The organism is Phenylobacterium sp. P4_E10 (genome assembly GCF_056401675.1).
In genome coordinates, this window is record NZ_JBFUIW010000022.1 from 23,005 (window position 1) to 47,582 (window position 24,578).

Genomic DNA, 24,578 nt, shown 5'->3' on the forward strand with positions numbered 1-24,578 from the left:
GGGACTGTGGGCCGGGGCGTCCATCCCGTTCTGGTGGATGAGGGGATTTCAATGCGAATGATGAATAGGCTCGCCGCGGGCGCGGCTGTCAGTGCGCTCGTGTGCGCGATGTCCAGCGCCGTGTACGCGCAGGATACGACGAGTTCTGTGCGTGGTCAGGTCACGGGCGACACCGGTACGGTGGTGCGCAACGCCTCGGTCACGCTTTTGCATACGCCGTCTGGCACCCGCGTGACCACGGTGCCGAACGCGGAAGGCGTTTTCGATGCCCGCGGCCTGCGCATTGGCGGCCCGTACACCATCACCGTCACCGCAGCGGGCTATGAGACCAAGACGCTCACCGGCGTCAACCTGGCGCTCGGCGAAACCCTGCGCCTGGACATCGACATGTACGCCGCCGTCGAGGAGTTGGTTGTGGCCGGCGCCCGCGACCTTGAGGCAGACAACTCGGGCGTCGCCAGCACCCTGGACCGCGACAGCATCGAAAGCGTCGTCTCGGTCAGTCGCGACATTCGCGACTTGGCGCGCCGTAACTTGCTGACCTCCTCGAACACCAACGCCGACGGCGGTATTTCGATCGCCGGTTCGAACCCGAAACTGAACCGCATCACCATCGACGGCGCCTCGGTGCAGGACGATTTCGGCCTCAATAGCGGAGGCCTGCCGAACCGTCGCGGTCCGGTCTCGCTGGACGCGGTCGAGCAGTTTACCGTCCAAGCCGTGCCCTATGACGTGGAGAACGGCGACTTCCAGGGCGGCTCCATCGACATTGTGCTGCGCTCGGGCACGAACAACTTCCACGGCACCGCCTTCGTCAACTATCTGAATGACGGCATGGTGGGTGACTCGATCCGCGATCGCCCTGTCAAGCAGGTCATCACCCAGACCAACTATGGCGGCTTCCTTGGCGGCCCGATCATCGAGGACAAGCTGTTCTTCGCCGTGTCTTACGAGCGGTACGAGACGGCCGAGCAGGTCCCGGTCGGCCCGATCGGCGCCGGCTTCGCTAACAGCATCTCCGGCGTGACCCAGGATACGATCGACAAGGTCGTCAACATCCTGAACAACACCTACGCGACAGAATTCGACGCCGGCGGCATACCGCGCTCCACGCCGATCATCGACGAGAAGTACTCGGCCAAGCTCGACTGGAACATCAACGAGCAGCACCGCGCCGCATTTACCTATCGCTACTCCTTGTCGGAAAACACCGCTCGCCCGAACCTCAATACTGGGACTGCGGGCTTGAGCTCCAACTGGTACCTATCGGGCGACGAAGACTACTCTTACGTTGGGCAACTGAACTCGAACTGGACCGAGCAGCTCAGCACGGAGTTGCGCGTCTCGTATCGGGACTACGAGCGGCGTCAGAACCCGCCGGCCGGCCAGGAGTTCGGCGAACTGCAGATCTGTTCGTCGGACAATCCGGGCGGGGTGTTCACCACTTGCGAAAGCCCGGCCTCGAACATTCGGATCGGCCCCGACGGCTTCCGTCAGGCCAATGAACTCGAGACCCACAACCTGCTCTTCCAGGCCAAGGCCAACTACTCGTTTGGGCCGCACCTCTTCAAGGCCGGAATCGAGTCTCAGAATCTTGAAATCGTAAACCTTTTTGTCCCCAACAGCGACGGCGTCTACTATTTCGACTCAATCGCGGACTTCCAGGCGGGCCGTGCCAACCAGCTGACCTACAGCAACGCCCCCTCGGGCGACCCCAACGACGCCGCGGCGAACTTCAAGTACCAGCAAAACAGCGTCTATCTTCAAGATGTGCTGGACATCACCGACGCCCTGCAGGTGACCGCTGGCGTCCGCTACGACTGGTACAAGACCGACGACAAGCCGATCCTCAACCCCTTCTTCACGGCGCGGAACGGCTTCAGCAACCAGGAAAACTACGACGGCCGCTCGATCCTCATGCCGCGGGTAGCGTTCAAGTATGAACCCGACAGCTTCTATCGGATCAACGGCGGCTTGGGCTTGTTCTCCGGCGGCATTCCGGACGTGCTCATCAGCACGGTCTACAGCACCACCGGGTACGCCTCCGCAGGTGTCACCATCCGGCGCCAGCCGGACGGCAGCTTCATCGAACTGAACAACACCCCGACCTTCACTCAGGCGATCGGCGCCGCGGCCCTCAACGTGAACACCGCCGATCCGCGGTTCGGCTACGACATTCCGGCTGCGGTTACCGGCCTGGTCACCCCATCCAGCATCCCGGCGAACTCCGAAGTCATCGCCCTGTCTCCGAACTTCGAGATCCCGTCGGCGTGGAAGCTCTTCCTGTCAGGTCAGGTCGACCTGCCGTGGGAGATTACCGGCTCGGCCGATCTGGTCATGACGGAGACCCGCGACACCATCGCCTATCGTGACCTGCGCGTCCGACCGCTGCTCGTCAACGGCGTTCAGCAGACCACGCCCGATGGCCGCCCGCGTTATGACGGCCTGGTGATTTCTGACGCGGCCCGCGCCGCCCAGGGCATCAGCGGGACCAATATCCCGGCGGCTGCCGACCTAGTGGTCACCAATGAGGACCGCGGCCAGGGCTACGTGTTCGGCGTGGGCATCGCGCGCGACTTCTTTAGCAACGACCTGCACGCCTCGCTCGGCTATGTTCGTCAGAACCTGGAAGAGGGCACCAGCGGTCTGCGCTTCGGCACGACCTCGGGTTCGCTTTACGCTAGCCAGTTGGCCGCCGCCGAGAATGCCAACACCGACGCCTACGGCCGCGGCTACGAGGAAGTTCGCGACCGCGTCAAGCTGGACGTCAGCTATCGGCACGAGTTCATCCAGGGCGCGCCGACGCGATTCTCGCTATTCGCCGAAACCCGCTCCGGCCGTCCGTTCAACATGACCATGGCCAGCGCCGGTGGCGGTCGTAGCACGGTGTTCGGCACCAACCGCTCTGCTTACCAGCTCTATGTCCCGGACTTCGCGGCGGACACCAATCCGAACGACCTGCTCGTCGGCCCGGTGACTTTCGCCAACGCCGCGACGCGCGACGCCTTCAAGGCGGCCGTGGAGCGCTTCGAGCTGCCGACCGGCGTCGTTCCGAAGGGCTTCAACCGGAACCCGGACGTCAACCAGGTCGATCTTCAGATCAGCCAGGAAATCCCGAGCTTCTTTGCAGGCCACAAGTTCCGGGTGGTTCTGGATCTGCAGAACGTCCTGAACCTCCTGAACAACAAGTGGGGTATCGTCGAGGAATACGGCTCAACCGGCTCCGGCCAGGGCAACAATCGCCTGGTCGACGTCGCCTGCGGCACCGCTGCCGGTGTCGCGGCGGGCGCCGGCAGCACGGCCTGCGATCGCTACATCTATTCGAACTTTAGTTCGACGGCGACGTCGCGGACGATCAACAACGATCGCTCGCTCTGGTACGCGCAGGTCTCGTTCCGCTACGAGTTCTAGACCCTCAAGGGCTTAGGGCCAGATCTGAAGGGGGCGGCTCGGCGACGGGCCGCCCCTTTTTCTTTGTGTCGCTTGACGTGGGGCCTGCGTCCGCCCATCTGCGCGCGTTCGTTTCGACTAAGGTAGCGCCATGACTGTTCTCGTTCCCGCCGAATGGGCTCCGCACCGCGCCATGTGGCTGGGCTTTCCCAGCCATGAGGAGCTCTGGGAGGAAGACCTGGCGCAGGCCCAGGAAGAAGTCGCCGCCCTGGCGCGCGCCCTGGCCGGCCCCGGTCGCGAGCGTGTTCGCCTGCTGACCGGGAGCGCGGCCGGCGAGGCCGACGCTCGCCGCCTGCTGGGCGACGTCTCCGGAATCGAGATCGTTCCAGGCCGATTCGGCGACATCTGGCTGCGCGACACCGGCCCGATCTTCGCCCTGCGGGACAGCGGGCACGTCGCCCAGGCGTTCCGCTTCAACGGTTGGGGCGGGAAGTACCAGCTCGACCACGACGACGAGGTGGCCGGCCAGATCGCCCAGGCCTCCGGCGTTCCGCTGAACCCGCACGACTTCATTCTCGAGGGCGGCGCCGTCGATCACGACGGGGCGGGCACGGTGCTGACCACCGGCCAGTGCGTGCTCAACGCCAACCGCAATCCCGGCTGGACCCAGGCGATAGCCGAGGCCGCCTTCGCCGACGCGTTCGGCGCGACCAGGACCATCTGGCTGGGCGATGGCCTGGCCAACGACCACACCGACGGCCATGTCGACAATCTGGCGCGCTTCGTGGCGCCGGGCGTCGCGGTCTGCCCGGTCGCCTTCGGCCGCGGGGACGTCAATGTCGAGGCCTATGACGACGCCGCCCGCCGCCTGTCTCAGGCCGGCCTGAAGGTGGTGCGCATTCCCTCGCCGGGCTGGATCGAAAGCCACGAGGGCGGCGCCGCCCCCGCCAGCCACATGAACTTCATCATCGCCAACGGCGCGGTGATCATGCCGACCTATAAGGAAGGCCAAGCGGCCGAGCTGGCGGCCCAGGCGTTGCAGACCGTCTTCCCGGACCGCACTGTGATCGCCCTGCCGTCCAACGCCATCCTGACCGGCGGCGGATCCTTCCACTGCATCACTCAGCAGGAGCCCGCCTGATGGCCCGGACCATCAACGTCGCCGCGATCCAGACCTCCTACGGCATGGACCTGGCGGCCAACATCAAGAAGACCGAGGGCTTCATCCGCGAGGCCGCCGCCAAGGGCGCCCAGGTGATCCTGCCCTCGGAGCTGTTCCAGGGGCCCTACTTCTGCGTCGCCCAGGAGGAGCGCTGGTTCGCCGAGGCCCATTCGTGGCGCGAGCATCCGTGCGTCACCGCCCTGGCCCCGCTGGCCGCAGAACTGGGCGTCGTGCTGCCGATCTCGATCTTCGAGAAGGAAGGCCCGCACTACTTCAACAGCCTGGTCATGGTCGACGCGGACGGCTCGCTGATGGGGCTCTATCGCAAGAGCCACATCCCTGACGGTCCCGGCTACATGGAGAAGTACTACTTCCGGCCCGGTGACACCGGCTTCAAGGTCTGGGACAGCAGGTTCGGCCGCCTGGGTGTCGGCATCTGCTGGGACCAGTGGTACCCCGAATGCGCCCGCGCCATGGCGCTGATGGGGGCCGAGGTGCTGTTCTACCCGACCGCCATCGGCTCGGAGCCGCATGACGCCAGCCTCGACACCGCCTTGCCTTGGCGGCGGGCGATGCAGGGTCACGCAGTCTCCAACGTGATCCCGGTGGTCGGCGCCAACCGCATCGGTTTCGAACCCTGGGACGGCTACCCGAATGGCGGCCAGACCTTCTACGGCTCGTCGTTCATCGCCGACCATCGCGGGGACCTGGTCTCCGAGCTGGGCCGCGCAGACGAAGGCATCGTTCAGGCGAGCTTCGACCTCGACTTCCTGGCCACGCACCGCGCCGCCTGGGGCTTCTTCCGCGATCGCCGCACCGACCTCTATGGGGCGTTGACGGGGCCGCGCCCGGCCTGATCTGTTCGCGGGCATGATCGAGACTCCGCGCCTGATCCTGCGCCGCTTCCGAGAGGAGGACCGCGAACCGTTCGCGGCCTTGAACGGCGACTCGCGCGTGGGCGACTGGCTCGGCGGCGCCATCGACCGCGCCGCCAGCGACGCCATGCTGGACCGCATCAACGCCCATATCGACCAGCACGGTTGGGGGCTCTGGGCCGCTGAGCTGAAGGTCCCTGGCCGGCTGGTCGGGTTCATCGGCCTGACGCATGTGGTGGCGGGCGCGCTGCCGGTCGGACCGGCGATCGAGATGGGCTGGCGGCTTAGCCACGACGCCTGGGGCCAGGGCCTGGCGACCGAGGGCGCCAAGGCCGCCCTCGACTGGGCCCTCATCCATATTGACGTGAAAGAGTTCATAGCCTTCACCGCCGCGACCAATCTGGCCTCGCAGGGGGTGATGCGGAAAATCGGCATGGTCGCCGACCCGGGCCGCGACTTCGACCATCCGCGCCTGGCGCCCGACCATCCCCTGAACCGCCATGTCGTCTATACGGCTCGCCGATGATCGAGACCGAACGCCTGATCCTGCGCCGCTGGCGTGACGAGGATCTGGAGCCGTTCGCCAAGATGTCGCGTGACGAGGAGGTCATGCGCTGGCTGGGCGGAGTTCTCACCCGCGACCGCGCCCGGGCCTACATGGACCGTGCACACGACGCCCTCGACCGGCTGGGCATGTGTCGGTTCGCCATCGAACGTCGTGCCGACGGCGCCTTCATCGGGGCCTGCGGGTTGATGCCCTCATTCGAAGACCTGCCGATTCCACCCTTTGTCGACATGGGATGGCGACTCACCCGCGACGCCTGGGGTCACGGCTACGCGACCGAAGCGGCGACTGCGGTCCTGCAGGACGGATTTACGCGCCTGGATCTTCCTGAGATCGACTGCATCACCGCAGCGATCAACCTGCGCTCGCGAGCGGTGATGGAACGCCTCGGCATGACCTATGACGCTGAGGTCAGCGGCTTTCCAGGGCCCGGTCACGCACAAGACGATCCGATGCGGCCGACCGTGCTCTACCGGGCGCTACGCCCCTAGGCGGCGCAGCCGCCCGGGGCGGCCTTGGCGCGGGCGATTTCGGTGCTGGCCTTCTTCATGTCGGCCTGGAACTGCGGATCGGCATGCAGGCGCGCCACCATGGCTCCGGCCAGAGTGCGACCGGCCTCGATGTCGCTGGCGTAGTGCACGCCGCAGATGATCCGGCTCTCGCCGACCTGCTTGCCCACCGCCAGCATGGCGTCGGCCTTCTGCGGGGCCAGCTCGGCCAGGATCAGCGCCCAGGCCCAGCCGGTCATCGCGTGGCCGGACGGGTAGGAGGCGTTGGTCTTCATCCAGTCTTCACGCGGAATGCAGATCGGCTTTTCGTCGCCAACCATCGGTCGCGGGCGATTGTAGTGGTCCTTGGCCGGCTTGCCGACCGTGCGCACGTCGAGCTCGACGCGGTGCAACACCCGCAGCGCGGTGGGGGTCTGCTTCTCGTCGATCGAGACGCCCAGCCTGCAGGCGTACTGCTTCAGCGCCCCGCCGCCCCAGAGGTCGTTCTCCGTCTGCGCCTGCTTCCAGCGCGGTGATCCCTCCAGCGCTCGGGTCTCTTCGTAGCGGGCGCGGTCGGCGCGGCCGGTCAGGCTGTCTGGGGCCGGCGGCGGGCCGAGCAGGCTCGCGCCGTCGAGGTCGCCTGGCTGCAGATAGCCAATCAGCGTGGTCGGAATCGGATTGAGCGGCGCGACGAGGCTTTCGTCGACGGGCGGCGCTTCGGCGGTTGTGGTCGCGGCGCAGGCGGCGAGGCCAGCGGCCATCGCCATGCCGGCCAGTATGGTCAAGCTACGGGTCATGCCGTCTCTCTAGATCACGAGGCGGCGGAAATCACCCTGGAGCCCGCGCTTGGGGCTCCAGAGTGACAACAATGCTTAGCGCAGCACCGTCAGGCCGTTCTTGATGACCGTAGCGTTGCGTTCCTTCACACGGGCCTCGAACGAAATGTTCTTGCCGTCCTTCCAGAGGTCGACGGTGATTGTGTCGCCGGGGAATACGGGGGCCGAGAACCGCGCCTGGTGCGAGTAGATTTGGTCCGGATCGAAGTTGGTGATCGCCTGCAGCACCGCGCGGCAGGTGATGCCGTAGGTGCACAGCCCGTGCAGGATCGGACGCGGGAAACCGGCCTTGCGGGCGATGTCCGGATCGGAGTGCAGCGGGTTGCGGTCGCCGTTCAGGCGGTAGAGCAGGGCCTGGTCCTCGCGGGTGGTGAAGTCCACCGAGATGTCCGGCGCGCGGGTCGGGACCACGTGCGGTTCCGGAGCGCCTTCCGACGGGCCGCCGAAGCCGCCGTCGCCGCGGGCGAAGGTGGAGCCGGTCAGGGTGGCGACCTTCTCGCCCTTCTCGTCGGTCCAGATGGTCTCGTTGATGATGACCGCGCCCTTGCCTTCGCCTTTGTCATAGGCGCCGGCTGTGCGGCCTTGGGCGGTGTAGGTGCCGCCAGCGGTGAGCGGCTTGTGCAGCTCGACCTTTTGTTCGCCGTGCACGACCATCAGGAAATTGATCTGGCTGGGGCGGTGGCCGGCGGGCATCTCCGGGGCCGGCCCGGCGGCGCCGCGCATGCCGGAAGCCAGCACGGTGGCGGCGGTCGGGATGACCTTCAGACCCTTCTCGTAGACGAACGGCAGCTCCGTCTCGTTCATGGGGTCCTGGCCCATGCCGACGCCCAGGGCGTAGAGCATGACGTCCTTGTCGCCGTAGGTGAAAGTCCTGGGCGCGGTCTTCTGATCGAGAATGTCGGGATAAAAGATAGCCAAAATATATCCTCCGGTATGTCGCCTTGGCGGCTTGATCGAATGAGACGAATTGAAGCGGTTCGGCTTCACCGAAGCAAGCGCCCGCCAAGCAGTTTGCCGCCCTTCGCCCGATCAGGTAGAAGCGCGGACCTCGCCGAGACGGCGCGCAAAGCCAAAAGAACCGCCCGCTCGCGCACGCACATCAATCGCCCAGGATCATCGAAGGTATTTCATGGCGACCCAAAACCAATCCAGCCCGGGCCAGATCACCGGCAACGTGCTGTTCTATTCCAAGCCGGAGCCGCTTTCGGTCGATTTGCATAAGACCCTCGGCGTCAAAAGCGTCCCCGGGCCGTTCAAGTTCGCCAAGGAAGGCCATGCGGTCCCGCTGACCGTGACCGAGTTCGGCGTGTCGGCGCTTTGCGGTCCGATCATCTTCGTTGGCGACGAAAAGATCCCGCTGGCAGTCATGGGTCTGAACCCCGGCCAGAACATGTTCCTGACCGAGGAAGGCCTGTTCGAGGCGGGCGTCTACGTGCCGGCCTATATCCGCCGCTATCCGTTCGTGTTCGCCAATGACAGCTCGGCCGGCCAGATGATTCTGTGCATCGACCGCGCCGCTGAGTTCATCGTCGAAGGCGGCGACATGAAGTTCTTCGACGAGGACGGCAAGCCGACCGAGTACACGCAGAACTGCATCAATTTCTGCAACGACTACGAGGTCGAGCGTCAGCGCACCCAGAGCTTCGTTCAGCTGCTGAAGGACCTGGACCTCTTCGAAACGAAGAAGGCCATCTTCACCCCGACCAACCCGGACGGCAGCGCCGGCGAGCCCCAAACCATCGCCGAGTACTTCGGCGTCTCGGAAACCAAGCTCAACGAGCTGCCCTCCGAGAAGTACCTGGAGCTGCGCGAGAATGGCGCCCTGGCCCAGATCTACGCCCACCTGGTCTCGCTGGCCGGCTGGGATCGTCTGATCGCCCTGGCCATGGTGCGCCAAGCGCAGCAGCCGGAAGCCGCCAACGCCTAAGGCACTGGGCAGCATGAACTTCAAAGCGGCGGGCCTTCGCGGGCCCGCCGTTCTTATTTGGGGCTATCGAGCGAAGACGCTGCGGGTCAGGCACGAGAAGACCAGACGGCCGTCCTCGTCGAGCAGGTCGTGCTGGGCGATGACAATGCCCTTGCCGTCGCCGACCGGATCCTTCCCCATCACCGTCATGCGGCCGCGCAGCAGCTCGCCGGCGGGCGGATTGCGGGCCCAACGCAGGGCGTCAACGCCCAGCCGTTTGGTCTGCGGCCATTCCAGCGCCGAAGCGGCGTCCAGCCGGCACCAGAGCGCGTAGACCATGGCGTCGGGCGCGCCCCGCTCCAGCGGCCAGCCGGGCGCGAAGGCGGCGATGAAGGCCTCGAGCGCAGCCGGTTCGACCGGGATTTCTCCCAGCGAGACCACCTGACCCATTTCGATGTCATCGAAGGACGCGGGCACTGAACGCACTCCAGTTCGGAAAATCGCTGATTCGCCGATAGTGGCGGCTGAAGACGACAAGTCGAGTGTGGCCATGCAACACTTGGGCCAGAGTATAGGCCCTCCCGGCGGGTTGACGGAGGAAGGAGGGGCCATGGCCTATTTCCTGACCACCGAGCGTCTGGCCCTGCGCCCCGTTGCCGCCGACGATCTCGACAACCTTGTGGCGCTCGACAGCGACCCCGAAGTCATGCGCTACCTCAATGGGGGGCGTGCGACGTCGCGCGAGGACGTCGCCGTGAAGCTTGCGGCCATGACCGCCTCGTCCGGCTTTCTGAAGACCTGGACATGGGCGGCGGAGGATCGCACCAGCGGAGAGTTCCTCGGTTGGTTCTCGCTGCGGCCAGTCTCTGATCGCGGCCCGAACGACGTGGAGCTCGGCTATCGTCTGCGGCGCATGGCATGGGGCCGAGGACTAGCCAGCGAAGGTGCGACCGCTCTGGTCGACAAGGCCTTCCGTGAGCTCGGCGTGGCCGAACTCTTCGCCAAGACCATGAGCGTCAATTTGGCCTCGCGGCGGGTGATGGAGAAAGCCGGCCTAAGCTTCGTGCGCAGCTTCTTCGACGACTGGCCTGAGGTGATCGCGGGAGGCGAGTACGGCGACGTCGAATACGCGATCAGCCGCCACCAATGGGAGCGCCGTGCGGGGCTTCGTCGCCATCGGTGAGATCGCCATCTTCACCGGGCCCTGGGCGGTGCTATAGCGCGAAGATGAGCAATGGCTGGCTGATCGGGGTGATGGTCGAGTTGGCGGGGGAGTCCACGCCGATCCGGCATTTTTTCGCCGTCGGTCATGAGGACCGCGCCAAGGCCGAGTGGACCGCCATCGACCGCGCCATGCTGATCGGCGGCGTCGCCGCCAGCCCGGTGAAGGGGCTGGAACCGGTGCATGTGGTTGGACCGCTCTCGCCCAAGACTGTGAAATCGCTGGCCCTCAAGCCGGGTGAAGTCCGCCCCCTGGGCTGGAGGTGGCCGCGCCGCTGGCTGGCCCTGGCCGAGGGCTAGGCCTCTCCGCGGCGCCAGCGTCGCTTTGCGGAACCGCGTGGCCGGGCCATATAGCAAGCGGACCTGATCGGGATGACCGGATGACGCGCCTTTTCGCCAAGTTGCTGGCGGCTTTGACCCTTGTCTGGGCAATCCCGGCGAGCGCCGAGCCGGTCGACACCGGTCACCTCGTCGCCGAGCTGGTCGCCCGCGACCAGTCCATAGCGCCCGGCTCCACGACCTACGTCGCCCTGCGCCAGAAGATCGACAAGGGCTGGCACACCTACTGGCGCAATTCGGGCGACAGCGGTGAGGCGACCCGCATCGCCTGGACGCTGCCGCCCGGCTGGACCGCGGGCGACATCGTCTGGCCCGCGCCCAAGCGGCAGCCGACCGGCCCGCTGATGAACTATGGCTACCAGGACGAGGTGCTGCTGGCGGTGCCGATCACCGCGCCGGCCAACGCCCGGCCCGGCGATACCGTCACCCTGAAGGCCGCCGCCTCCTTCCTGGTCTGCGAGGAGATCTGCGTCCCGGAGGACGCCGCGCTCACGCTCTCGCTGCCGGTGAAAGATGGCCTGGCCGCGCCGAACCCGCAGTGGAGCGGCCCGATCGCCGCGGCTCTGGCCGCCACCCCCACGCCGGGCGCGCTGACCGGCGCCTTCGCCAAGCAGGGACCGATGCTGGCCCTGGCGATCACCGGCGAGGCGCTGAAGGGAGCGGATCTCTCCGACGCCTACTTCTTCCCCTTCGATTCCACCGCCATCGATCATGCCAAGCCGCAGCCGATCGAGCGCGGCCCGGACGGGCTCACCCTGGGCCTGACGCCGGGCTACGCCTTCCAGCAGCCGCAGCCGCCCAAGGCCCTGTCCGGAGTGCTGACCATCGGCGGCAAGGCCTATGAGGTCACCGCCGCTGAGGGCGCGCTGGCGCCCGGCGCTTCGGGCCTCGGGCCGCCCCCGGCCAAGGCGAGGGGTGGCGACGCGCTCGGCCTGCCGCTGGCCGTGGCCTTCGCCTTCCTCGGCGGGTTGATCCTGAACTTGATGCCGTGCGTCTTCCCTATCCTGGCGATGAAGGCCGCCTCCCTCGCCGGCCACGCGCACGAGCGGCGCGCCGCTCAGGGACAGGGCCTGGCCTTCCTGGTCGGGGTGCTGGCCACCTTCCTGGCGCTGGCCGTCTCCCTGATCGCGGTCCGCGCCGGCGGCGCGGCGGTGGGCTGGGGCTTCCAGCTGCAGTCGCCCCCGGTGGTCGCCGGCCTAGCCCTCTTGATGCTGGCGGTCGCACTCAACCTCTCGGGCGTGTTCGAGGTCGGCTCCTCCTTGCAGGGCGTCGGCACGGGCCTGGCGGGCAAGCGCGGCCTGGCCGGCGCCTTCTTCACCGGCGCCCTGGCCGTGGTTGTCGCTGCCCCGTGCACCGCGCCTTTCATGGCGCCTGCGCTCGGCTGGGCGCTGACCCAGAGCGCGCCGGCCGCCATCGCCGTGTTCCTGGCCCTCGGCCTCGGCTTCGCTGCGCCCTTCGCCCTGGCCGCCTTCGTGCCCGGCTTGCTGACCCGGCTGCCCAAGCCCGGGCCGTGGATGGACGTCTTCAAGAAGCTGCTGGCCTTCCCGATGTACGGCGCGGCCGCCTGGCTGGTCTGGGTGCTGACCCTGCAGGCGGGCGACGCCGCCCTGGCCCGCGTGCTCGCCGCCGCGGTGGTGCTGGGTCTCGGCGCCTGGCTGCTGGGGGCCGCGCAGCGCCGTCATGCGGGTGGCGGACGGCCGCTGGCCATGGCCGCCGCCGGCGCGGTGCTGACCCTCGTCGCGGCTCTGGCCGCCGTCTGGCCGAACTACGGCGAGCCTGGCGTCGCGGTCGCAGCGGAAGGCGGCGGCAAGGCCGCCGTGCCCTACGAAGCCTACAGCCCCGAGAAGCTCGCCGCCGCCCAGGCCTCGGGCAAGCCGGTCTTCGTCAACTTCACCGCCGCCTGGTGCGTCACCTGCCAGGTAAATGAGAAAGTCGCCCTCACCAGCCAGGCCGTGGCCGACGCCTTCAAGGACACCGGCGCGGTCTATCTGAAGGCCGACTGGACCCGGAAGGATGCGGTGATCGAGGCCGAACTCGCCAAGCACGGGCGGGCTGGTGTGCCGCTCTACCTCGTCTATGGCGCGAAGGGCGGTGAGGGCGTTATCCTGCCGCAGATCCTCACCGAGGGCTTGGTGGTCCAAGCTTTGAAGGACGCCCAGGCCCGCTAATCCCTTTGGAGGCGCCTGATGATCTTCCGTTCCTTCGCCCTGGCGGCGGCCGCCACACTCGCCGTTGCGGCGCCGACGCTCGCCGCTCCGGCCATCGGCCAGCCGGCCCCGGCCTTCACCGCCAAGGACGGCGACGGCAAGACCCGTTCGTTGTCTGAGTTCAAAGGCAAGACCGTGGTCCTCGAATGGACCAACGCCGGCTGCCCCTATGTCCAGAAGCACTACAAGTCCGGAAACATGCAGGGCCTGCAGAAGGGCGCGACGCAGGACGGCGTGGTCTGGTTGACCTTGATCTCCTCGGCGCCAGGCAAGCAGGGCTACGTCTCGCCGCCTGAAGCCAAGACCTGGAAGACCTCCACGGGCGCGGGCTCGACGGCCCTGCTGCTCGACCCCGCCGGTCAGGTCGGCCACGCCTACGAGGCCAAGACCACCCCGCACATGTACATCGTCGATAAGACCGGCAAGCTCGCCTACATGGGCGGCATCGACGACAAGCCGTCAGCTGATTCCTCGACGCTCAAGGGCGCCAAGAACTACGTCTCGGCGGCGCTGTCGGACATCGATGCGGGCAGGCCTGTGGCGACCGCGGTCAGCAAGCCCTACGGTTGCTCGATCAAGTACTCGGAGTAGGTCCTAGACCGGCGCCTGCGGCGGCGCGGTGATCACCTCGACATTGTCGTTGAGCAGGTAGCCCATGTCGGCGACGGCGATGTCGCGGTCCTTGGCCGTGGACGCGGTTTCCAGCGCCTTGAGCTTCAGCGGCAGGTCCTCGGCGATCCCGCGCAGAATGCACTTGAGGTCGCCGTCGAGATTGCGCGCGGCCAGCGCCCGATGGCCCTCCATGTCCAGGGCGGCCAGCTCGCCGACCCTCTGCTTGAAGGCGGCGGGGATGGGCGCCGTGCCGCCCTTGAACGCCTCGACCTCGGCCTTCAGGGCACCGGCCCGGCTAACGATGTCGGCGAACAGCGGCTCTGTGGAGACGACGGCCGGCGGGGCGATTATCGTCGCTGCGCCGGTCGGCGCGGCGGCCAGCCAGAGGGCGGAAATCATCGCGGCGGCGCTGCAGGACATCGAACTCGGGCTCATCGAATCGCCCAAGACAGGCGAGGCGCCTTTTGCTAACGCCGATACGGTAAACGGGCCGCTACCAAACGTCGGAAGGGTTACGCATGACCGATCTCGCCGCCGCCTGGCGTCAGCTCGAAGCCGCCGCCCAGGACGCCGGGGATCGCCGCATCGCGAACCTGTTCGCCGCCGAACCCGACCGCCTTGCGCGGCTGGTGGTCGAGGCGCCCGAGATCCTCCTGGACCTTTCCAAGCAGCCCTGGTCGCTGTCTGATCTGGACGTCGCCCTGGACCTTGCCCGCGCCGGCGGGATCGAGCAGGCGCGCGAGCGCCAGTTCGCCGGTGAGGCGGTGAACCCCTCCGAGGATCGCGCCGCCCTGCACATGGCGCTGCGCGCGCCGAGGGGCTCCGACTTCAAGGCCAAGGGCGCGGCGGTCTCCGTCGAGATCGACGCCACCCGCCAAGCCATCGCCGCCCTGGCCGACGCCGTCCGCTTGGGCGAGAAGCGCGGCGCCACCGGTAAGCCCTTCAGCGCCATCGTCCATATCGGCATCGGCGGCTCGGACTTCGGGCCGCGACTGGTGTGGGAGGCGCTGCGCCCGCTCTCGCCGCCGATCGAGCTGCGCTTCGCCGCCAATGTCGACCCGGCCGACATGGCCCTGGCGCTCGACGGCCTCGATCCGGCCGCCACCCTGGTGGTGGTCGTGTCCAAGACCTTCACTACCCAGGAGACCATCGCCAACGCCGAGGTGGCTCGCGCCTGGCTTCGCGTCGCGCTGGGAGAGGCCGGCGACGCCCACCTGCTGGCGGTCTCGGCCGCTCCCGAAGTCGCCCAGGCGTTCGGCGTCCCAGCTGACCAGATCTTCGGTTTCCGCGATTGGGTCGGCGGCCGCTACTCGGTGTGGTCGGCGGTGGGGCTCTCCTGCGCCATCGCGCTCGGCGCCGAGGTGTTCGAGGCGTTCCTGGCCGGCGCCTACGCCATGGACGGCCATTTCCGCTCCGCGCCGCTGGAGGCCAACGCCCCGGTGCTGCTGGCCCTGGCGCATATCTTCAACCGCAACGGTCTGCGCCGGCCGATCCGCGCGGTCGTGCCCTACGCCCAACGCCTGCGCCTGCTGCCCAACTTCCTGCAGCAGCTGGAGATGGAGTCGAACGGCAAGCAGACCGACGTCGACGGCCGCCCGGTCGCCCGCGCCACTGCCGCCGCCGTATTTGGCGACGCGGGCGCCAACGTCCAGCACGCCTTCTTCCAGATGATGCACCAGGGCGCGGACATCATCCCGCTGGACATTGTCGCCGTCGCGCAGGCGGCCGAGGGCGAGGCGGCGAACCAGACCAAGTTGCTGGCCAACGCCATCGCCCAGGCCGAGGCCCTGATGGTCGGCAAGCCCGAGAGCGAAGTCCGGGCCGAACTGGCCGCGCAGGGCATGACCCCCGCCGCCGTCGACGTGCTGGCGCCGCAGAAGACCTTCCACGGTGACCGTCCCTCCAGCTTCATCCTGCTGCAGAAACTGACGCCGCATGCGCTCGGCGCCCTGATCGCGCTCTATGAGCACAAGACTTTCGTCGAAGGCGTGCTGTGGCGGATCAACAGCTTCGACCAGTGGGGGGTGGAACTGGGCAAGACCCTGGCCTCCCGCATCCTCAAGGAGCTGGAGGGCGCCGCGCCTGCCGCCCACGACCCTTCCACCGCCGCCCTGGTCGCCCGCCTGAAGCGCTGAAGCGCGACTCTTCGCGCTTGACGATCTGCCATGATCGATATTTAACGAAAATGTTAATTAGCTAGATCGTTAAATGCAGATGTCCCCTGACCCGCTCAGCACCACCTTCCAGGCCCTGGCCGACCCGACCCGGCGCGCGATCCTCGCTCGCCTGGCCCTGGGCGAGGCTTCGGTCTCGGATCTGGCGGAGCCGTTCGACATCAGCCTGCCGGCCATCTCGCGCCACCTCAAGGTGCTCGAGCACGCCGGCCTTATCGCCCGCACCCGTGAGGCGCAGTGGCGTCCCTGTCAGTTGAAGGCGGAGCCGCTGAAGGCTGCGGCCGGATGGATCGACGAGTACCGCCGGTTCTGGGACGCGAGCTTCGATCGCATGGAAGAATATCTCGCCGAACTTCAGGCCAAGGAGGCCAAGGATCATGAGCGCGACGACTAACGCCGCTGTCCTCCAGGACGACGAACTGCTCATCGAGCGCATCTTCGAAGCCCCGCCAGAGCTGGTCTTTGAGGTCTGGACCAAGCCCGAGCACCTGATGCGCTGGTGGGGCCCGAAGGACTTCATCACCACGACCTTCGAGCAGGACTTCCGCGTCGGCGGCGGCTACCGCGCCTGCATCCGCGACGAGAAGGGCGGCGATCACTGGATGGAGGGCGCCTACAAGGAAATCGTGCCGGACGAGCGCATCGTGATGAGCTTCGGCTGGGGGGACGGGGCCATGGATGTGCGCGACCACACCGTCACTGTCACGTTCGGGCGGCTGGCCGGCGGCCGCACCTTGTTCCGCTTCCATCAGACTTCGTTCGCCACGGTTGAGGCCCGCGATTCCCACGTCGGAGGCTGGAGTTCGCTGCTCGATAAGCTGGCCGCCTACCTCGCTCAGGAGTCCTGACCATGATCGAGATTTCCGCCTTCAAGTGGGTGCCGCCCCTCGCTCGCGGCCTGGTCAAGGACCTGCGCGTCCGCTGGGCGCTGGAGGAGGCGGGCCTGCCCTATCGCTCCAGGCCCATCGACTTCACGGAGCAGGCCAGTGACGCCTATCGTGCGCTGCAGCCGTTCGCCCAGGTGCCGGCCTATCGGGAGAAGGATTTGGTGCTGTTCGAGTCCGGCGCCATCGTCCTGCACATCGCGCACCGTTCCGACGCGCTGATGCCGCCGGACGAGGCAGGGCGCGGCCGGGCGACGAGCTGGGTGTTCGCCGCGCTCAACTCCCTCGAGCCGGCGGTCCAGGGGCTGGCCGACATCGACCTATTCAACGCGCAGGCGGACTGGGCCAAGGCCCGCCGCCCCGATGCGCAGGCCTATGTGCGCCTACGCCTGACCCAGCTCTCCGAGCATCTCGACGGCCGCGACTATCTGGAAGGCCGTTTCACCGCCGGCGACCTGATGATGACCACGGTGCTGCGCAATCTGCGCCAAACCGACCTGGTGGCCGAACATGCGAACCTGGCCGCCTACCAGACCCGCTGCGAGGCGCGCCCGGCGTTCAAGGCGGCCCTGGCCGCGCAGATGGCCGACTTCACCGGCGATCCGCCGGCCTGACGCCTCGGGACCACGCGCACCGGCGCCGCGTGGTCCCGACTCGCCTTCTTCACACTTTGCCGATATGACCCGCCTCAACATGACCCGGGTTTCGCACCATCACGGCCATCACCATCCGACCTCGCTCTGCGGGATCGGCCGGGATCGCATGGCCTAAAGCGACCCTGCCCGAGCCTCCCGCACCAGCGGATGGGGCTCGTTCTTCCGGCTCCATCCGTCACCGAAGCCTTCGACAGGACTTTGACGCATGGACCCTTCCTCCGCCCTCCAAACGCAGCCGCGCCTTGCCGCGCGCGATGCAAGCCTTTAGGCGAGCGCCATGACCGACGCTCCCCGCCCAGAGGCCCGCGCCCCGCGCGGATTCAACGACCGCCGCGCCCGTGACCTGGCCGCTGAGCGCCAGATCCTGGCCAAGGTCTCCGCCGTCTACGAACGCTACGGCTTCGAGGCCTTCGACACCGGGGCCTTCGAGTACGCCGACGCCCTCGGCAAGTTCCTGCCCGACGCCGACCGTCCCAATGAGGGCGTCTTCGCCCTGCAGGACGACGACGAGCAGTGGATGGCGCTGCGCTACGATTTGACCGCGCCGCTGGCCCGGTTCGTGGCTGAGACCAAGGAGGGCCTGCCCAAGCCCTTCCGCCGCTACGCCTTCGGCACGGTCTGGCGCAACGAGAAGCCGGGTCCCGGCCGCTTCCGCGAGTTCACCCAGTGCGACGCCGATACTGTCGGCTCGGCCCGCCCCGAGGCGGACGCCGAGATTATCGCCATGGCGGTCGAGGGGCTGGAGGCTGCCGGCCTGCCGACCGGCTCGGCGGTCATCAAGATCAACAACCGAAAGCTCCTGAACGGCCTGCTGGCCACCGCGGGCGTGAAGGACGACGGCCAGAAGCTCGCCGTGCTGCGGGCCGTCGACAAGCTCGACCGCCTGGGCCCCGACGGCGTGCGCCTGTTGCTGGGCGAAGGGCGCAAGGACGAGTCCGGCGCCTTCACCAAGGGCGCGGGCCTCAATGCCGCGGGCGCGGAGGCGGTGCTGGCCTTCACCGCGGCCGGCGTGGGCGGACGCAGCGAAACCCTCGACAAGATCGCCGACATCATCGGCGGATCTGAGGAAGGCGACGCCGGCCTGGCTGAACTGGCGGCGATCAACCAGGCGCTGACCAGCCTGGGCGTCGGTCTCGACCGCGCGGTCTTCGATCCGTCCATCGTCCGCGGTCTCGAGTACTACACCGGCGCGGTCTTCGAGGCCGAGCTGCTGCTGCAGACCAAGGACGAGAAGGGCCGGGCGGTCCGTTTCGGCTCGATCGGCGGCGGCGGGCGCTATGATGACCTGGTTGCTCGCTTCACCGGCGAGCAGGTTCCGGCTACCGGCTTCTCGTTCGGGGTGTCGCGGCTGATCTCGGCCCTGCGCGCCGCCGGCCGCGACCTCGGCGGCGCGACCCGCGGCCCGGTGGTGGTCATTGCCTTCACCCCCGACGACATGGCCCACTACTTCTCGGTGGTCGGGGAGCTGCGCAACGCCGGTATCCCGGCCGAGGTCTATCTCGGCTCGGCCGGCATGAAGGCCCAGATGAAGTACGCCGACCGCCGCATGGCGCCGGCCGCCATCATGTTGGGCGGCGACGAGATCGCGGCCGGCAAGGTCACGATCAAGGACCTCGACCTTGGCCGCGCACTCTCGGCCGGGGTCACCGACAACGCCGAGTGGCGCGAGCAGCGTCCGGGCCAGCAGACCATCGACCGCAGCGAACTGGTCGCCGCCGTCCGCAGGATCATCGAGGCCGATCAATGAGGTCCGAGCCCGCCGTTCCCGTCGATGCGCTAGCCGCAATCCGCGCCCCGTTCCTGGGCGAGGGCGCCGAACTGGTCGACGCGCCGATCCTGCAGCCGCTGGGGCTGCTGCTCGAGCTGGCCGGCGAGGCCATGCGCGCGCGGCTGTTCGTGGTGCAGTCGGAGGGCGGGCAGGAGGCCTGCCTGCGTCCCGACTTCACCGTCCCAGTGGTGCGCCAGCACCTGGAAAGCGGCCGGACCTCCGGCCGCTATTTTTATGAGGGCAAGGCCTTCCGCGCCTCGTCCGACGTCGAACGACCCGACGAGTTCCGCCAGATCGGTCTGGAGCGGTTCGACGAGGCCGGCGCCTCCAGCTTCCAGGCTGACGCAGAGATCACCGCTCTGGCCTGGTCCGCAGCCCAGGCCGGCGGTCGTCAGGACCTGTCGCTCTGGCTGGGCGATATCGCGCTCTTCTCGGCCTTCATCGACTCGTTGGGACTGGCCGAGCCGCTCGCGGCGCGGATGAAGCGCGTCGCCGCCCGCCCGCGCCTGCTGGCCGCCGAATTGGCCAGAGCCGGCGAGGCGCCCCGCGCCGCGGTCGGCGGCGGACAGCTTGCCGACCTGCTGTCGGGGCTCTCCGAAGCCGACGCCGCCAAGGTGCTGGAAGAAGTCTGGGCGCTGGCTGGGATCGATCCGGTTGGCGGCCGTGGCCCTGCCGAGATCGCCCAGCGCCTGATCGGCCGCGCCGAGGCGGCCCGCGCGCCGGCCCTGACGCCTGACCAGGCCGAGCGCATTCGCCGCTTCCTGGCCATCGAGGACGCGCCGGCCGCGGCCTTCGCGGCCGTGCGCGCCGCCGCCGGGGGCGGGACCCTCGACGCGGCCCTGGCCGATTGGGATCAGCGGCTGCAAATGCTTGCCGCCGCCGGAGTGCCGCTTGAACGCATCCGCTTCGCCGCCGCGCTCGGCCACGCCTTCGACTATTACGACGGCCTGACCTTCGAGATCCGCTCGCAAGCCCTGGACCCTGAGCAGGCCATTGCCGTGGGAGGCCGCTATGACAGCCTCCCGGCGCGTCTGGGCGCGAGCGCCGAAGCGCGAGCCATCGGTTGCATGATCCGGCCCTGGCGGGCCTGGGCGGGAGGTGAATCTTGAGCCAGCCCCTCATCCTGGCGGTCCCGTCCAAGGGACGTCTGAAAGAGCAGGTCGAAGAGTGGCTCGCCGACTGCGGACTGAAGCTGTCCGTGGCCGGAGGATCGCGCGGCTACATGGCCGAGCTGAAGGGCGTCGAGGGCGTGCAGGTTCGCCTGCTCTCGGCCGGCGACATTGCCGAAGCCCTGGACGCCGGCGAAGTCCATCTGGGCGTCACCGGCGAGGACCTGCTGCGTGAGCGAGGCGGCGACGTCGACGCCCGCGTCCTGCTGCTTCGGCCGTTGGGCTTCGGCCGCGCTGACCTCGTCGTCGCCGTGCCCAAGAGCTGGATCGACGTCGAGACCATGGCCGACCTTGAGGAGGTCGGACACCACCTGTTGGCCCGCTCCGGCCGCCGCATGCGGGTCGCGACCAAGTACCTCGCGCAGACCCGCACCTTCTTCGCGCGGCATGGGGTCGCCGACTATCGGATCACCGAGTCCGGCGGCGCCACCGAAGGCGCGCCCGCTGCAGGCTCGGCCGAACTGGTGGTCGACATCACCACTACCGGCGCGACCCTGGTGGCCAATGGCCTGAAGGTCCTGGCCGACGGGGTGATCCTCAAGAGCCAGGCTCAGTTGACGGCGTCCCTGCGCGCCGACTGGAGCGAAGACCAGTTGGCCGCCGCCGAACGGCTGCTGCGGATCATTGAGGCCCGGGCCGCTGCGCACGACAGCGCGACCCTGATCTGGCCGTCGGATCCGCGCGAAACGCCCGTCGTCGAGGCGCTGGTCGCCGCCGGCGCCAGCCGTCGCCCGAACGGTCTTCTCGCCCCGGTCGGGCAGGTGGCGCACGCTTCGATGGCGCTGACCGCTGCGGGAATCGGACCGGTTACCGCTTCGCGCCCTGATTTCGTCTATGAAGTTGGTTGTGTCTCTGCAAATGAACTACGCAGGCGGGTGCGAAATTGACAAAATCGTCAAAAAGATTCGCCTGACGCCAACAAAAAATCCTCCTCGCGCAAATCTGATCGATATTTACCGCTCACCGCGGTCTGGGTGCATTGACTCGGGTCAGAAATTGCCGTTTTCTCAGTCCTGCGAGAGACATGACGGCTTCTAAGTCCGACAGTCTCCGGCGTTTCGGGGAGGAAACGCCCGCTCAATAAGAGCGACTGCTCAAAATAAGGCCCGCTGCGACTATCCCCCGCAGCGGGCCAAATTTTTGCGCGAAGCGAATTTTGACTTAAGTGTCAAAATATTTGAACATTCGTTTGAGCTCGACTGTTAGGCGTCGCCGCGCGCTGCGCGGCCTTTCGGCCGGTCAAAGCTTGAAATCATGGCGCCGTGATTGCACGTATGGCGGCATGAGCCTGGACCGCGACATCGCGCCGGAGGTGGTCGTCGACACTCTGCTGAAAACGGCGAGCCTGACGCTGCGCGATGTGTGCTGTCGGGGCGATTGCCGGGGGCATGGGCCAGAGGAGTGCGCCGCCGCCACTGAGCTGGTCTTCCCCTATCGCGGCGTGTTCGCCCGACACCTCGGCCGGGACCAGGCCGTGGCGGAGGCCAACCAGGTGGTGTTCTTCAATGCCGGCGAGGGCTATCGGGTCAGCCATCCGACCACCGGCGGCGACGCCTGCCTGTCGCTGGCGATCGACGAGGAGATTTTGCGAGAGCTGGCGCCGAAGCCCGCCCTGCGCGGCGGGCCCGAGCTGGCCTTCCATCGGCACCATCAGCGGATCGACGGACGGTCCCAGGTGGCGGCCACCCTGCTGCGCGTCCGCCTGCAGCGGGACGCCGTCGAGCCGCTGGAAGCCGAAAGCCTGGCGCTGGATCTAGTGCGGGCCGCGCTGGGGGACGGGTTGGCCGGCAGGGCCAGCCTGGGACGCCAGCGCATCGCCGACCGGACCAAGGTGGTCATGGCGAGCGACCTCGGCCGCCGCTGGACCTTGGCGGAGATCGCCGCCGAGGTGGGTGGTTCGCCGGTCTACCTCACCCAGGTGTTCCGCCAGGTGGAGGGCGTGCCGCTGTACCGCTACCAGCTTCGAATGCGGCTGGCCGCTGCGCTGGACCGGCTCGTGGACGCAGAGGACCTGACGGCGCTCGGCATCGACCTGGGCTTCTCTAGCCACAGCCATTTCAGCGCTGCCTTCCGCGACGCCTACGGCCAGACGCCGTTCGACCTGCGCCGCGCCCTGCAAAGCTAGAGGCCGTACTCGCAATACGGTGGTCTGCTTGCAAGCAGAGGCCGGTGCGATCCCTCATCTGTCAGCCTGCGGCTGATACTCCAGCAACAGGTGAACGACCGCTGGGCCTTTTCTGCTAGTGCGTTGATGGCTCAAGGTCCTAGGGCGTCGCGAAGCTGAGGCTGGAGAAGACCGTCTCGAACTCTGCGTCTTCGCTGGCGGCCAGGGGCCGCGTCCAGACAACATTCAGTATCCAACGGCCTCTATCAGGGACCGCGAAGCTGGCGAGGCCTGCGCCGTCGGTGCGGCGCATTTCCAGCGGCTTCGCATCCTGGTCGAGGTTGGTCAGCTTGACCAGGGCGCCGGCCAGCGGCTGGTCCTGGTAGAAGACCCGGACGGGCAGGGTCGTCCCGCCAGCGGGGGCAACGTCAGGCACGATCTCCAGGGGCAGGCCGACCGGGCGGGTGATCTGTGTCTGGGCCCCGGCATCCCCGACCCGCACGAGGGCCTTGGCGTTTCGGCTATAGCGCTCGGACACCGCCGCGCCGGAACGTGTCCCCAGAGCCGGTGTCAGACCTTCCTCCTCGACATAGGCCCGGAAGCGATCCGCCGGCAGGTTGTTGCGGGCGCGGCTGTCCGTTTCCAGCACCAGGACATGGCCGCCTGGCGCATCGAGCATGAGAGCGCCGTCGGCATTGGGGCCGCCCAGGTCCAGAGCGCCGCGCAGATCGTAGCTCTTCCCCTCCGGCCCGACGGCCAAGAACCGCCGGATGCGGCGCATGGGCAGCTGCGAGCGCTGGCGTTCGTCCCCGTGGCCGACCTGGAGGGTAATGGGAGTAGCAACGCCGACCTGCAGTTGGAAGCTCTCCGGTTGGATCCAGAAGTCGTGGGCGGCGGCGGGGGAGGCGGCGAGCACCAGGACGAGGACGAGGGCGCGCATGCTCATCGGTCCATCAGCCAGGCATAGCGGGCCGCCTTCACTGGCGGCGGGGCGAGGAAGGGGAAGACAGTTTCGGAATGGGTCTGATCGTCGCGGTCGACGCCATCGGTGACGCCGGTGAGTTTCCCGGTGGCCAGTAGCGAGCGATAGACATCCACCGCGTCGTGGTTCGGGGTCCGGCCGCCGCACTGGTCTTTCAGATCCTCGCGGTCGCCGAGCGCTGCCAGTTCGACCGCGAACGGCGTCGTGCAGTCCTTGGACGATCCGTTGATCCAGAGCCGGTCGTCGGCCAATAGGACGGCTAACGGCAGGTAGCGTGAGGCGCCGGCGGTGTTGTCGGCCAGAAGGCTGTTTCCGCATTGGCCGTCGAAGGCGTCGTAGAGGCCAAGAGTCTTTTCGATCTCGGGCACAAAGGGGTCGGAGGTCGCAGGGGTCGCTGCGTTGTACTGCCCCTTCAAAGGGTCGCTGACCGCGGCGGGCTCTAGGGGGGCGAGCAGGGCGTTGCCGGTGAGCGGCCGGCCCATGCGGTCGATGCGCCTCTGGCCGTCGGATGTCTCGGCCCAGACGGCCAGGACCTTGCCGCCCTTGCTCACCGAAGGAAGGTCGATGGAGATCACCAGCGAGGCAGGCGTCCAACCGGTCAGCAGGTTCTGGGCCGGGCCGCCGGTGGTGTGGCGCCAGAGGTCGAGCATCTCGGCGGAGGTGGCTGCGTCGAAGGCCGGGCAGCCGGCCTCATCCTTGGCTGCCCTAGGCAGGGCCGCGGCGGCGAAGTTATAGGCCTCACGCGTGCCGCGGACATTGTTGAAGAACGGATCGTCCCGCAGGCCGGCGAAGACCCGGAGTCGTCCGCTCTTGCTGGCTAGCCCCTCAGGAGCGCTGACGACGCCCTTGATGCTGTCGGCCCGCCCAGCTTGGCATTGGGCCTCGGCGCCCGTGAAGCGGCAGGAAATGGTGGTCGTCGCTGTCGTCCGCCCGAACATCGCGCCGCTGTCGATGTGGAACACATAGTCCAGCTTCGGGGAAAAGGTGTGGCCGACAATGGCCATCACCAGGTTCAGTCGCCGGCCGTCGGGAGATGTCCAGGCGAAGATGTCGCCGATGTCGGCCCTGGCGTCGGCGACCACGCTCGTGGTGTCGAGGTGGTCAGAGGCCCAGGCGCCGCCAGGGGCGCCGAGCCAGAGGGTGCAGGCGGCCGCCATCACGGCGGCGCGCTGGCCAGTTGTTTTCGCTGCAGACGTCACAGGTTCGCTCCAGAAGACTGAAGCGGCGCTTATGGCGGGGG

Annotated in this window: 24 protein-coding genes; 18 read left to right on the plus strand and 6 right to left on the minus strand. The window is 67.8% G+C overall.

Annotation, left to right across the window (positions count from 1 at the left end; translation table 11 throughout):
- Positions 1 to 147: 147 nt before the first annotated feature.
- The 5 genes from AC1DQJ_RS19420 to AC1DQJ_RS19440 all read left to right on the plus strand — a co-directional run bounded on the left by AC1DQJ_RS19420 (position 148) and on the right by AC1DQJ_RS19440 (position 6,483).
- A complete protein-coding gene (locus AC1DQJ_RS19420) occupies positions 148 to 3,411 on the plus strand; it encodes a TonB-dependent receptor (RefSeq protein ID WP_477606348.1) in 3,264 nt (1,087 codons plus the stop codon).
- 130 nt (positions 3,412 to 3,541) lie between these two features.
- Complete coding sequence (locus tag AC1DQJ_RS19425; RefSeq protein ID WP_477606350.1) at positions 3,542 to 4,531, plus strand: agmatine deiminase family protein; 990 nt, start codon at positions 3,542 to 3,544, stop codon at positions 4,529 to 4,531.
- Positions 4,531 to 5,409, plus strand: a complete 879-nt coding sequence (gene aguB, locus AC1DQJ_RS19430) for an N-carbamoylputrescine amidase (RefSeq protein ID WP_477606352.1) — start codon at positions 4,531 to 4,533, stop codon at positions 5,407 to 5,409. The genes AC1DQJ_RS19425 and aguB overlap by 1 nt, the downstream gene beginning before the upstream one ends.
- 13 nt (positions 5,410 to 5,422) lie before the next feature.
- Complete coding sequence (locus AC1DQJ_RS19435) at positions 5,423 to 5,953, plus strand: GNAT family N-acetyltransferase (RefSeq protein ID WP_477606354.1); 531 nt, start codon at positions 5,423 to 5,425, stop codon at positions 5,951 to 5,953.
- Positions 5,950 to 6,483, plus strand: a complete 534-nt coding sequence (locus tag AC1DQJ_RS19440) for a GNAT family N-acetyltransferase (RefSeq protein WP_477606356.1) — start codon at positions 5,950 to 5,952, stop codon at positions 6,481 to 6,483. Before AC1DQJ_RS19435 ends, AC1DQJ_RS19440 begins: the two co-directional genes overlap by 4 nt.
- On the opposite strand, the gene AC1DQJ_RS19445 is transcribed toward AC1DQJ_RS19440, so the two are convergent.
- Both AC1DQJ_RS19445 and AC1DQJ_RS19450 read right to left on the minus strand, forming a co-directional pair.
- The gene (locus tag AC1DQJ_RS19445) at positions 6,480 to 7,277 is read right to left on the minus strand and encodes an acid phosphatase (RefSeq protein WP_477606358.1); all 798 of its coding nucleotides are present in this window, start codon (positions 7,275 to 7,277) and stop codon (positions 6,480 to 6,482) included. The genes AC1DQJ_RS19440 and AC1DQJ_RS19445 overlap by 4 nt on opposite strands.
- A 75-nt stretch (positions 7,278 to 7,352) precedes the next feature.
- On the minus strand, positions 7,353 to 8,234 hold the full coding sequence (locus AC1DQJ_RS19450) for a MaoC/PaaZ C-terminal domain-containing protein (protein WP_477606360.1): 882 nt from the start codon (positions 8,232 to 8,234) through the stop codon (positions 7,353 to 7,355).
- Between the two features lie 211 nt (positions 8,235 to 8,445).
- Between AC1DQJ_RS19450 and AC1DQJ_RS19455 the strand changes: the two genes are divergently transcribed.
- Positions 8,446 to 9,243, plus strand: coding sequence for a SapC family protein (locus tag AC1DQJ_RS19455; RefSeq protein ID WP_477606362.1), 798 nt, complete (start codon positions 8,446 to 8,448; stop codon positions 9,241 to 9,243).
- A 63-nt stretch (positions 9,244 to 9,306) separates the two neighbouring features.
- Here AC1DQJ_RS19455 and AC1DQJ_RS19460 read toward each other — a convergent pair whose 3' ends face one another.
- Complete coding sequence (locus tag AC1DQJ_RS19460) at positions 9,307 to 9,699, minus strand: acyl dehydratase (RefSeq protein ID WP_477606364.1); 393 nt, start codon at positions 9,697 to 9,699, stop codon at positions 9,307 to 9,309.
- 133 nt (positions 9,700 to 9,832) lie between these two features.
- On the opposite strand from AC1DQJ_RS19460, the gene AC1DQJ_RS19465 reads away from it, so the two are divergent.
- From AC1DQJ_RS19465 to AC1DQJ_RS19480, 4 genes are all read left to right on the plus strand, one after another.
- Entirely contained in the window at positions 9,833 to 10,405 is a 573-nt protein-coding gene (locus tag AC1DQJ_RS19465) for a GNAT family N-acetyltransferase (protein WP_477606366.1), read from the plus strand.
- Positions 10,406 to 10,449: 44 nt separating this feature from the next.
- The gene (locus tag AC1DQJ_RS19470; protein ID WP_477606368.1) at positions 10,450 to 10,743 is read left to right on the plus strand and encodes a hypothetical protein; all 294 of its coding nucleotides are present in this window, start codon (positions 10,450 to 10,452) and stop codon (positions 10,741 to 10,743) included.
- Between the two features lie 80 nt (positions 10,744 to 10,823).
- Complete coding sequence (locus tag AC1DQJ_RS19475; RefSeq protein ID WP_477606370.1) at positions 10,824 to 12,950, plus strand: protein-disulfide reductase DsbD family protein; 2,127 nt, start codon at positions 10,824 to 10,826, stop codon at positions 12,948 to 12,950.
- Positions 12,951 to 12,968: 18 nt separating this feature from the next.
- On the plus strand, positions 12,969 to 13,580 hold the full coding sequence (locus AC1DQJ_RS19480; RefSeq protein WP_477606372.1) for a thioredoxin family protein: 612 nt from the start codon (positions 12,969 to 12,971) through the stop codon (positions 13,578 to 13,580).
- 3 nt (positions 13,581 to 13,583) lie between these two features.
- Here the strand turns inward: AC1DQJ_RS19480 and AC1DQJ_RS19485 are convergent, their stop codons facing one another.
- Positions 13,584 to 14,036: a hypothetical protein gene (locus AC1DQJ_RS19485; RefSeq protein ID WP_477606374.1), complete on the minus strand. Its 453-nt coding sequence runs from the start codon at positions 14,034 to 14,036 to the stop codon at positions 13,584 to 13,586.
- Between the two features lie 83 nt (positions 14,037 to 14,119).
- On the opposite strand from AC1DQJ_RS19485, the gene pgi reads away from it, so the two are divergent.
- The 8 genes from pgi to AC1DQJ_RS19525 all read left to right on the plus strand — a co-directional run bounded on the left by pgi (position 14,120) and on the right by AC1DQJ_RS19525 (position 22,377).
- Positions 14,120 to 15,736 (plus strand): glucose-6-phosphate isomerase, encoded by a 1,617-nt coding sequence (pgi, locus tag AC1DQJ_RS19490; protein ID WP_477606376.1) that lies wholly within the window; start codon positions 14,120 to 14,122, stop codon positions 15,734 to 15,736.
- A 79-nt stretch (positions 15,737 to 15,815) separates the two neighbouring features.
- Positions 15,816 to 16,169: an ArsR/SmtB family transcription factor gene (locus tag AC1DQJ_RS19495; RefSeq protein ID WP_477606408.1), complete on the plus strand. Its 354-nt coding sequence runs from the start codon at positions 15,816 to 15,818 to the stop codon at positions 16,167 to 16,169.
- Positions 16,153 to 16,623 carry an SRPBCC family protein gene (locus AC1DQJ_RS19500; RefSeq protein WP_477606378.1) on the plus strand — a complete coding sequence of 157 codons (471 nt, stop codon included), beginning with the start codon at positions 16,153 to 16,155 and terminating at the stop codon, positions 16,621 to 16,623. The genes AC1DQJ_RS19495 and AC1DQJ_RS19500 overlap by 17 nt, the downstream gene beginning before the upstream one ends.
- 2 nt (positions 16,624 to 16,625) lie before the next feature.
- Positions 16,626 to 17,273: a glutathione S-transferase family protein gene (locus AC1DQJ_RS19505; RefSeq protein ID WP_477606380.1), complete on the plus strand. Its 648-nt coding sequence runs from the start codon at positions 16,626 to 16,628 to the stop codon at positions 17,271 to 17,273.
- Positions 17,274 to 17,592: 319 nt separating this feature from the next.
- Positions 17,593 to 19,062, plus strand: a complete 1,470-nt coding sequence (gene hisS, locus AC1DQJ_RS19510; RefSeq protein ID WP_477606382.1) for a histidine--tRNA ligase — start codon at positions 17,593 to 17,595, stop codon at positions 19,060 to 19,062.
- On the plus strand, positions 19,059 to 20,192 hold the full coding sequence (locus tag AC1DQJ_RS19515) for an ATP phosphoribosyltransferase regulatory subunit (RefSeq protein ID WP_477606384.1): 1,134 nt from the start codon (positions 19,059 to 19,061) through the stop codon (positions 20,190 to 20,192). The genes hisS and AC1DQJ_RS19515 overlap by 4 nt, the downstream gene beginning before the upstream one ends.
- Entirely contained in the window at positions 20,189 to 21,139 is a 951-nt protein-coding gene (hisG, locus tag AC1DQJ_RS19520) for an ATP phosphoribosyltransferase (protein ID WP_477606386.1), read from the plus strand. Before AC1DQJ_RS19515 ends, hisG begins: the two co-directional genes overlap by 4 nt.
- A gap of 395 nt (positions 21,140 to 21,534) precedes the next feature.
- Entirely contained in the window at positions 21,535 to 22,377 is an 843-nt protein-coding gene (locus tag AC1DQJ_RS19525; RefSeq protein ID WP_477606388.1) for a helix-turn-helix transcriptional regulator, read from the plus strand.
- A 139-nt stretch (positions 22,378 to 22,516) separates the two neighbouring features.
- Here the strand turns inward: AC1DQJ_RS19525 and AC1DQJ_RS19530 are convergent, their stop codons facing one another.
- Together AC1DQJ_RS19530 and AC1DQJ_RS19535 are read right to left on the minus strand one after the other, a co-directional pair.
- Positions 22,517 to 23,302 carry a DUF4198 domain-containing protein gene (locus AC1DQJ_RS19530; RefSeq protein WP_477606390.1) on the minus strand — a complete coding sequence of 262 codons (786 nt, stop codon included), beginning with the start codon at positions 23,300 to 23,302 and terminating at the stop codon, positions 22,517 to 22,519.
- Positions 23,299 to 24,537, minus strand: coding sequence for a DUF4331 family protein (locus tag AC1DQJ_RS19535; protein ID WP_477606392.1), 1,239 nt, complete (start codon positions 24,535 to 24,537; stop codon positions 23,299 to 23,301). Before AC1DQJ_RS19535 ends, AC1DQJ_RS19530 begins: the two co-directional genes overlap by 4 nt.
- Positions 24,538 to 24,578 lie beyond the last annotated feature (41 nt).

Coding starts and splice junctions, on each gene's coding strand:
- AC1DQJ_RS19425 (WP_477606350.1), top strand. CDS start 3,542: ATGACTGTTCTCGTTCCCGCCGAATGGGCTCCGCACCGCGCCATGTGG.
- aguB (WP_477606352.1), top strand. CDS start 4,531: ATGGCCCGGACCATCAACGTCGCCGCGATCCAGACCTCCTACGGCATG.
- AC1DQJ_RS19435 (WP_477606354.1), top strand. CDS start 5,423: ATGATCGAGACTCCGCGCCTGATCCTGCGCCGCTTCCGAGAGGAGGAC.
- AC1DQJ_RS19440 (WP_477606356.1), top strand. CDS start 5,950: ATGATCGAGACCGAACGCCTGATCCTGCGCCGCTGGCGTGACGAGGAT.
- AC1DQJ_RS19445 (WP_477606358.1), bottom strand. CDS start 7,277: ATGACCCGTAGCTTGACCATACTGGCCGGCATGGCGATGGCCGCTGGC.
- AC1DQJ_RS19455 (WP_477606362.1), top strand. CDS start 8,446: ATGGCGACCCAAAACCAATCCAGCCCGGGCCAGATCACCGGCAACGTG.
- AC1DQJ_RS19465 (WP_477606366.1), top strand. CDS start 9,833: ATGGCCTATTTCCTGACCACCGAGCGTCTGGCCCTGCGCCCCGTTGCC.
- AC1DQJ_RS19470 (WP_477606368.1), top strand. CDS start 10,450: ATGAGCAATGGCTGGCTGATCGGGGTGATGGTCGAGTTGGCGGGGGAG.
- AC1DQJ_RS19475 (WP_477606370.1), top strand. CDS start 10,824: ATGACGCGCCTTTTCGCCAAGTTGCTGGCGGCTTTGACCCTTGTCTGG.
- AC1DQJ_RS19480 (WP_477606372.1), top strand. CDS start 12,969: ATGATCTTCCGTTCCTTCGCCCTGGCGGCGGCCGCCACACTCGCCGTT.
- AC1DQJ_RS19485 (WP_477606374.1), bottom strand. CDS start 14,036: ATGAGCCCGAGTTCGATGTCCTGCAGCGCCGCCGCGATGATTTCCGCC.
- pgi (WP_477606376.1), top strand. CDS start 14,120: ATGACCGATCTCGCCGCCGCCTGGCGTCAGCTCGAAGCCGCCGCCCAG.
- AC1DQJ_RS19495 (WP_477606408.1), top strand. CDS start 15,816: ATGTCCCCTGACCCGCTCAGCACCACCTTCCAGGCCCTGGCCGACCCG.
- AC1DQJ_RS19500 (WP_477606378.1), top strand. CDS start 16,153: ATGAGCGCGACGACTAACGCCGCTGTCCTCCAGGACGACGAACTGCTC.
- AC1DQJ_RS19505 (WP_477606380.1), top strand. CDS start 16,626: ATGATCGAGATTTCCGCCTTCAAGTGGGTGCCGCCCCTCGCTCGCGGC.
- hisS (WP_477606382.1), top strand. CDS start 17,593: ATGACCGACGCTCCCCGCCCAGAGGCCCGCGCCCCGCGCGGATTCAAC.
- AC1DQJ_RS19515 (WP_477606384.1), top strand. CDS start 19,059: ATGAGGTCCGAGCCCGCCGTTCCCGTCGATGCGCTAGCCGCAATCCGC.
- AC1DQJ_RS19525 (WP_477606388.1), top strand. CDS start 21,535: ATGAGCCTGGACCGCGACATCGCGCCGGAGGTGGTCGTCGACACTCTG.
- AC1DQJ_RS19530 (WP_477606390.1), bottom strand. CDS start 23,302: ATGAGCATGCGCGCCCTCGTCCTCGTCCTGGTGCTCGCCGCCTCCCCC.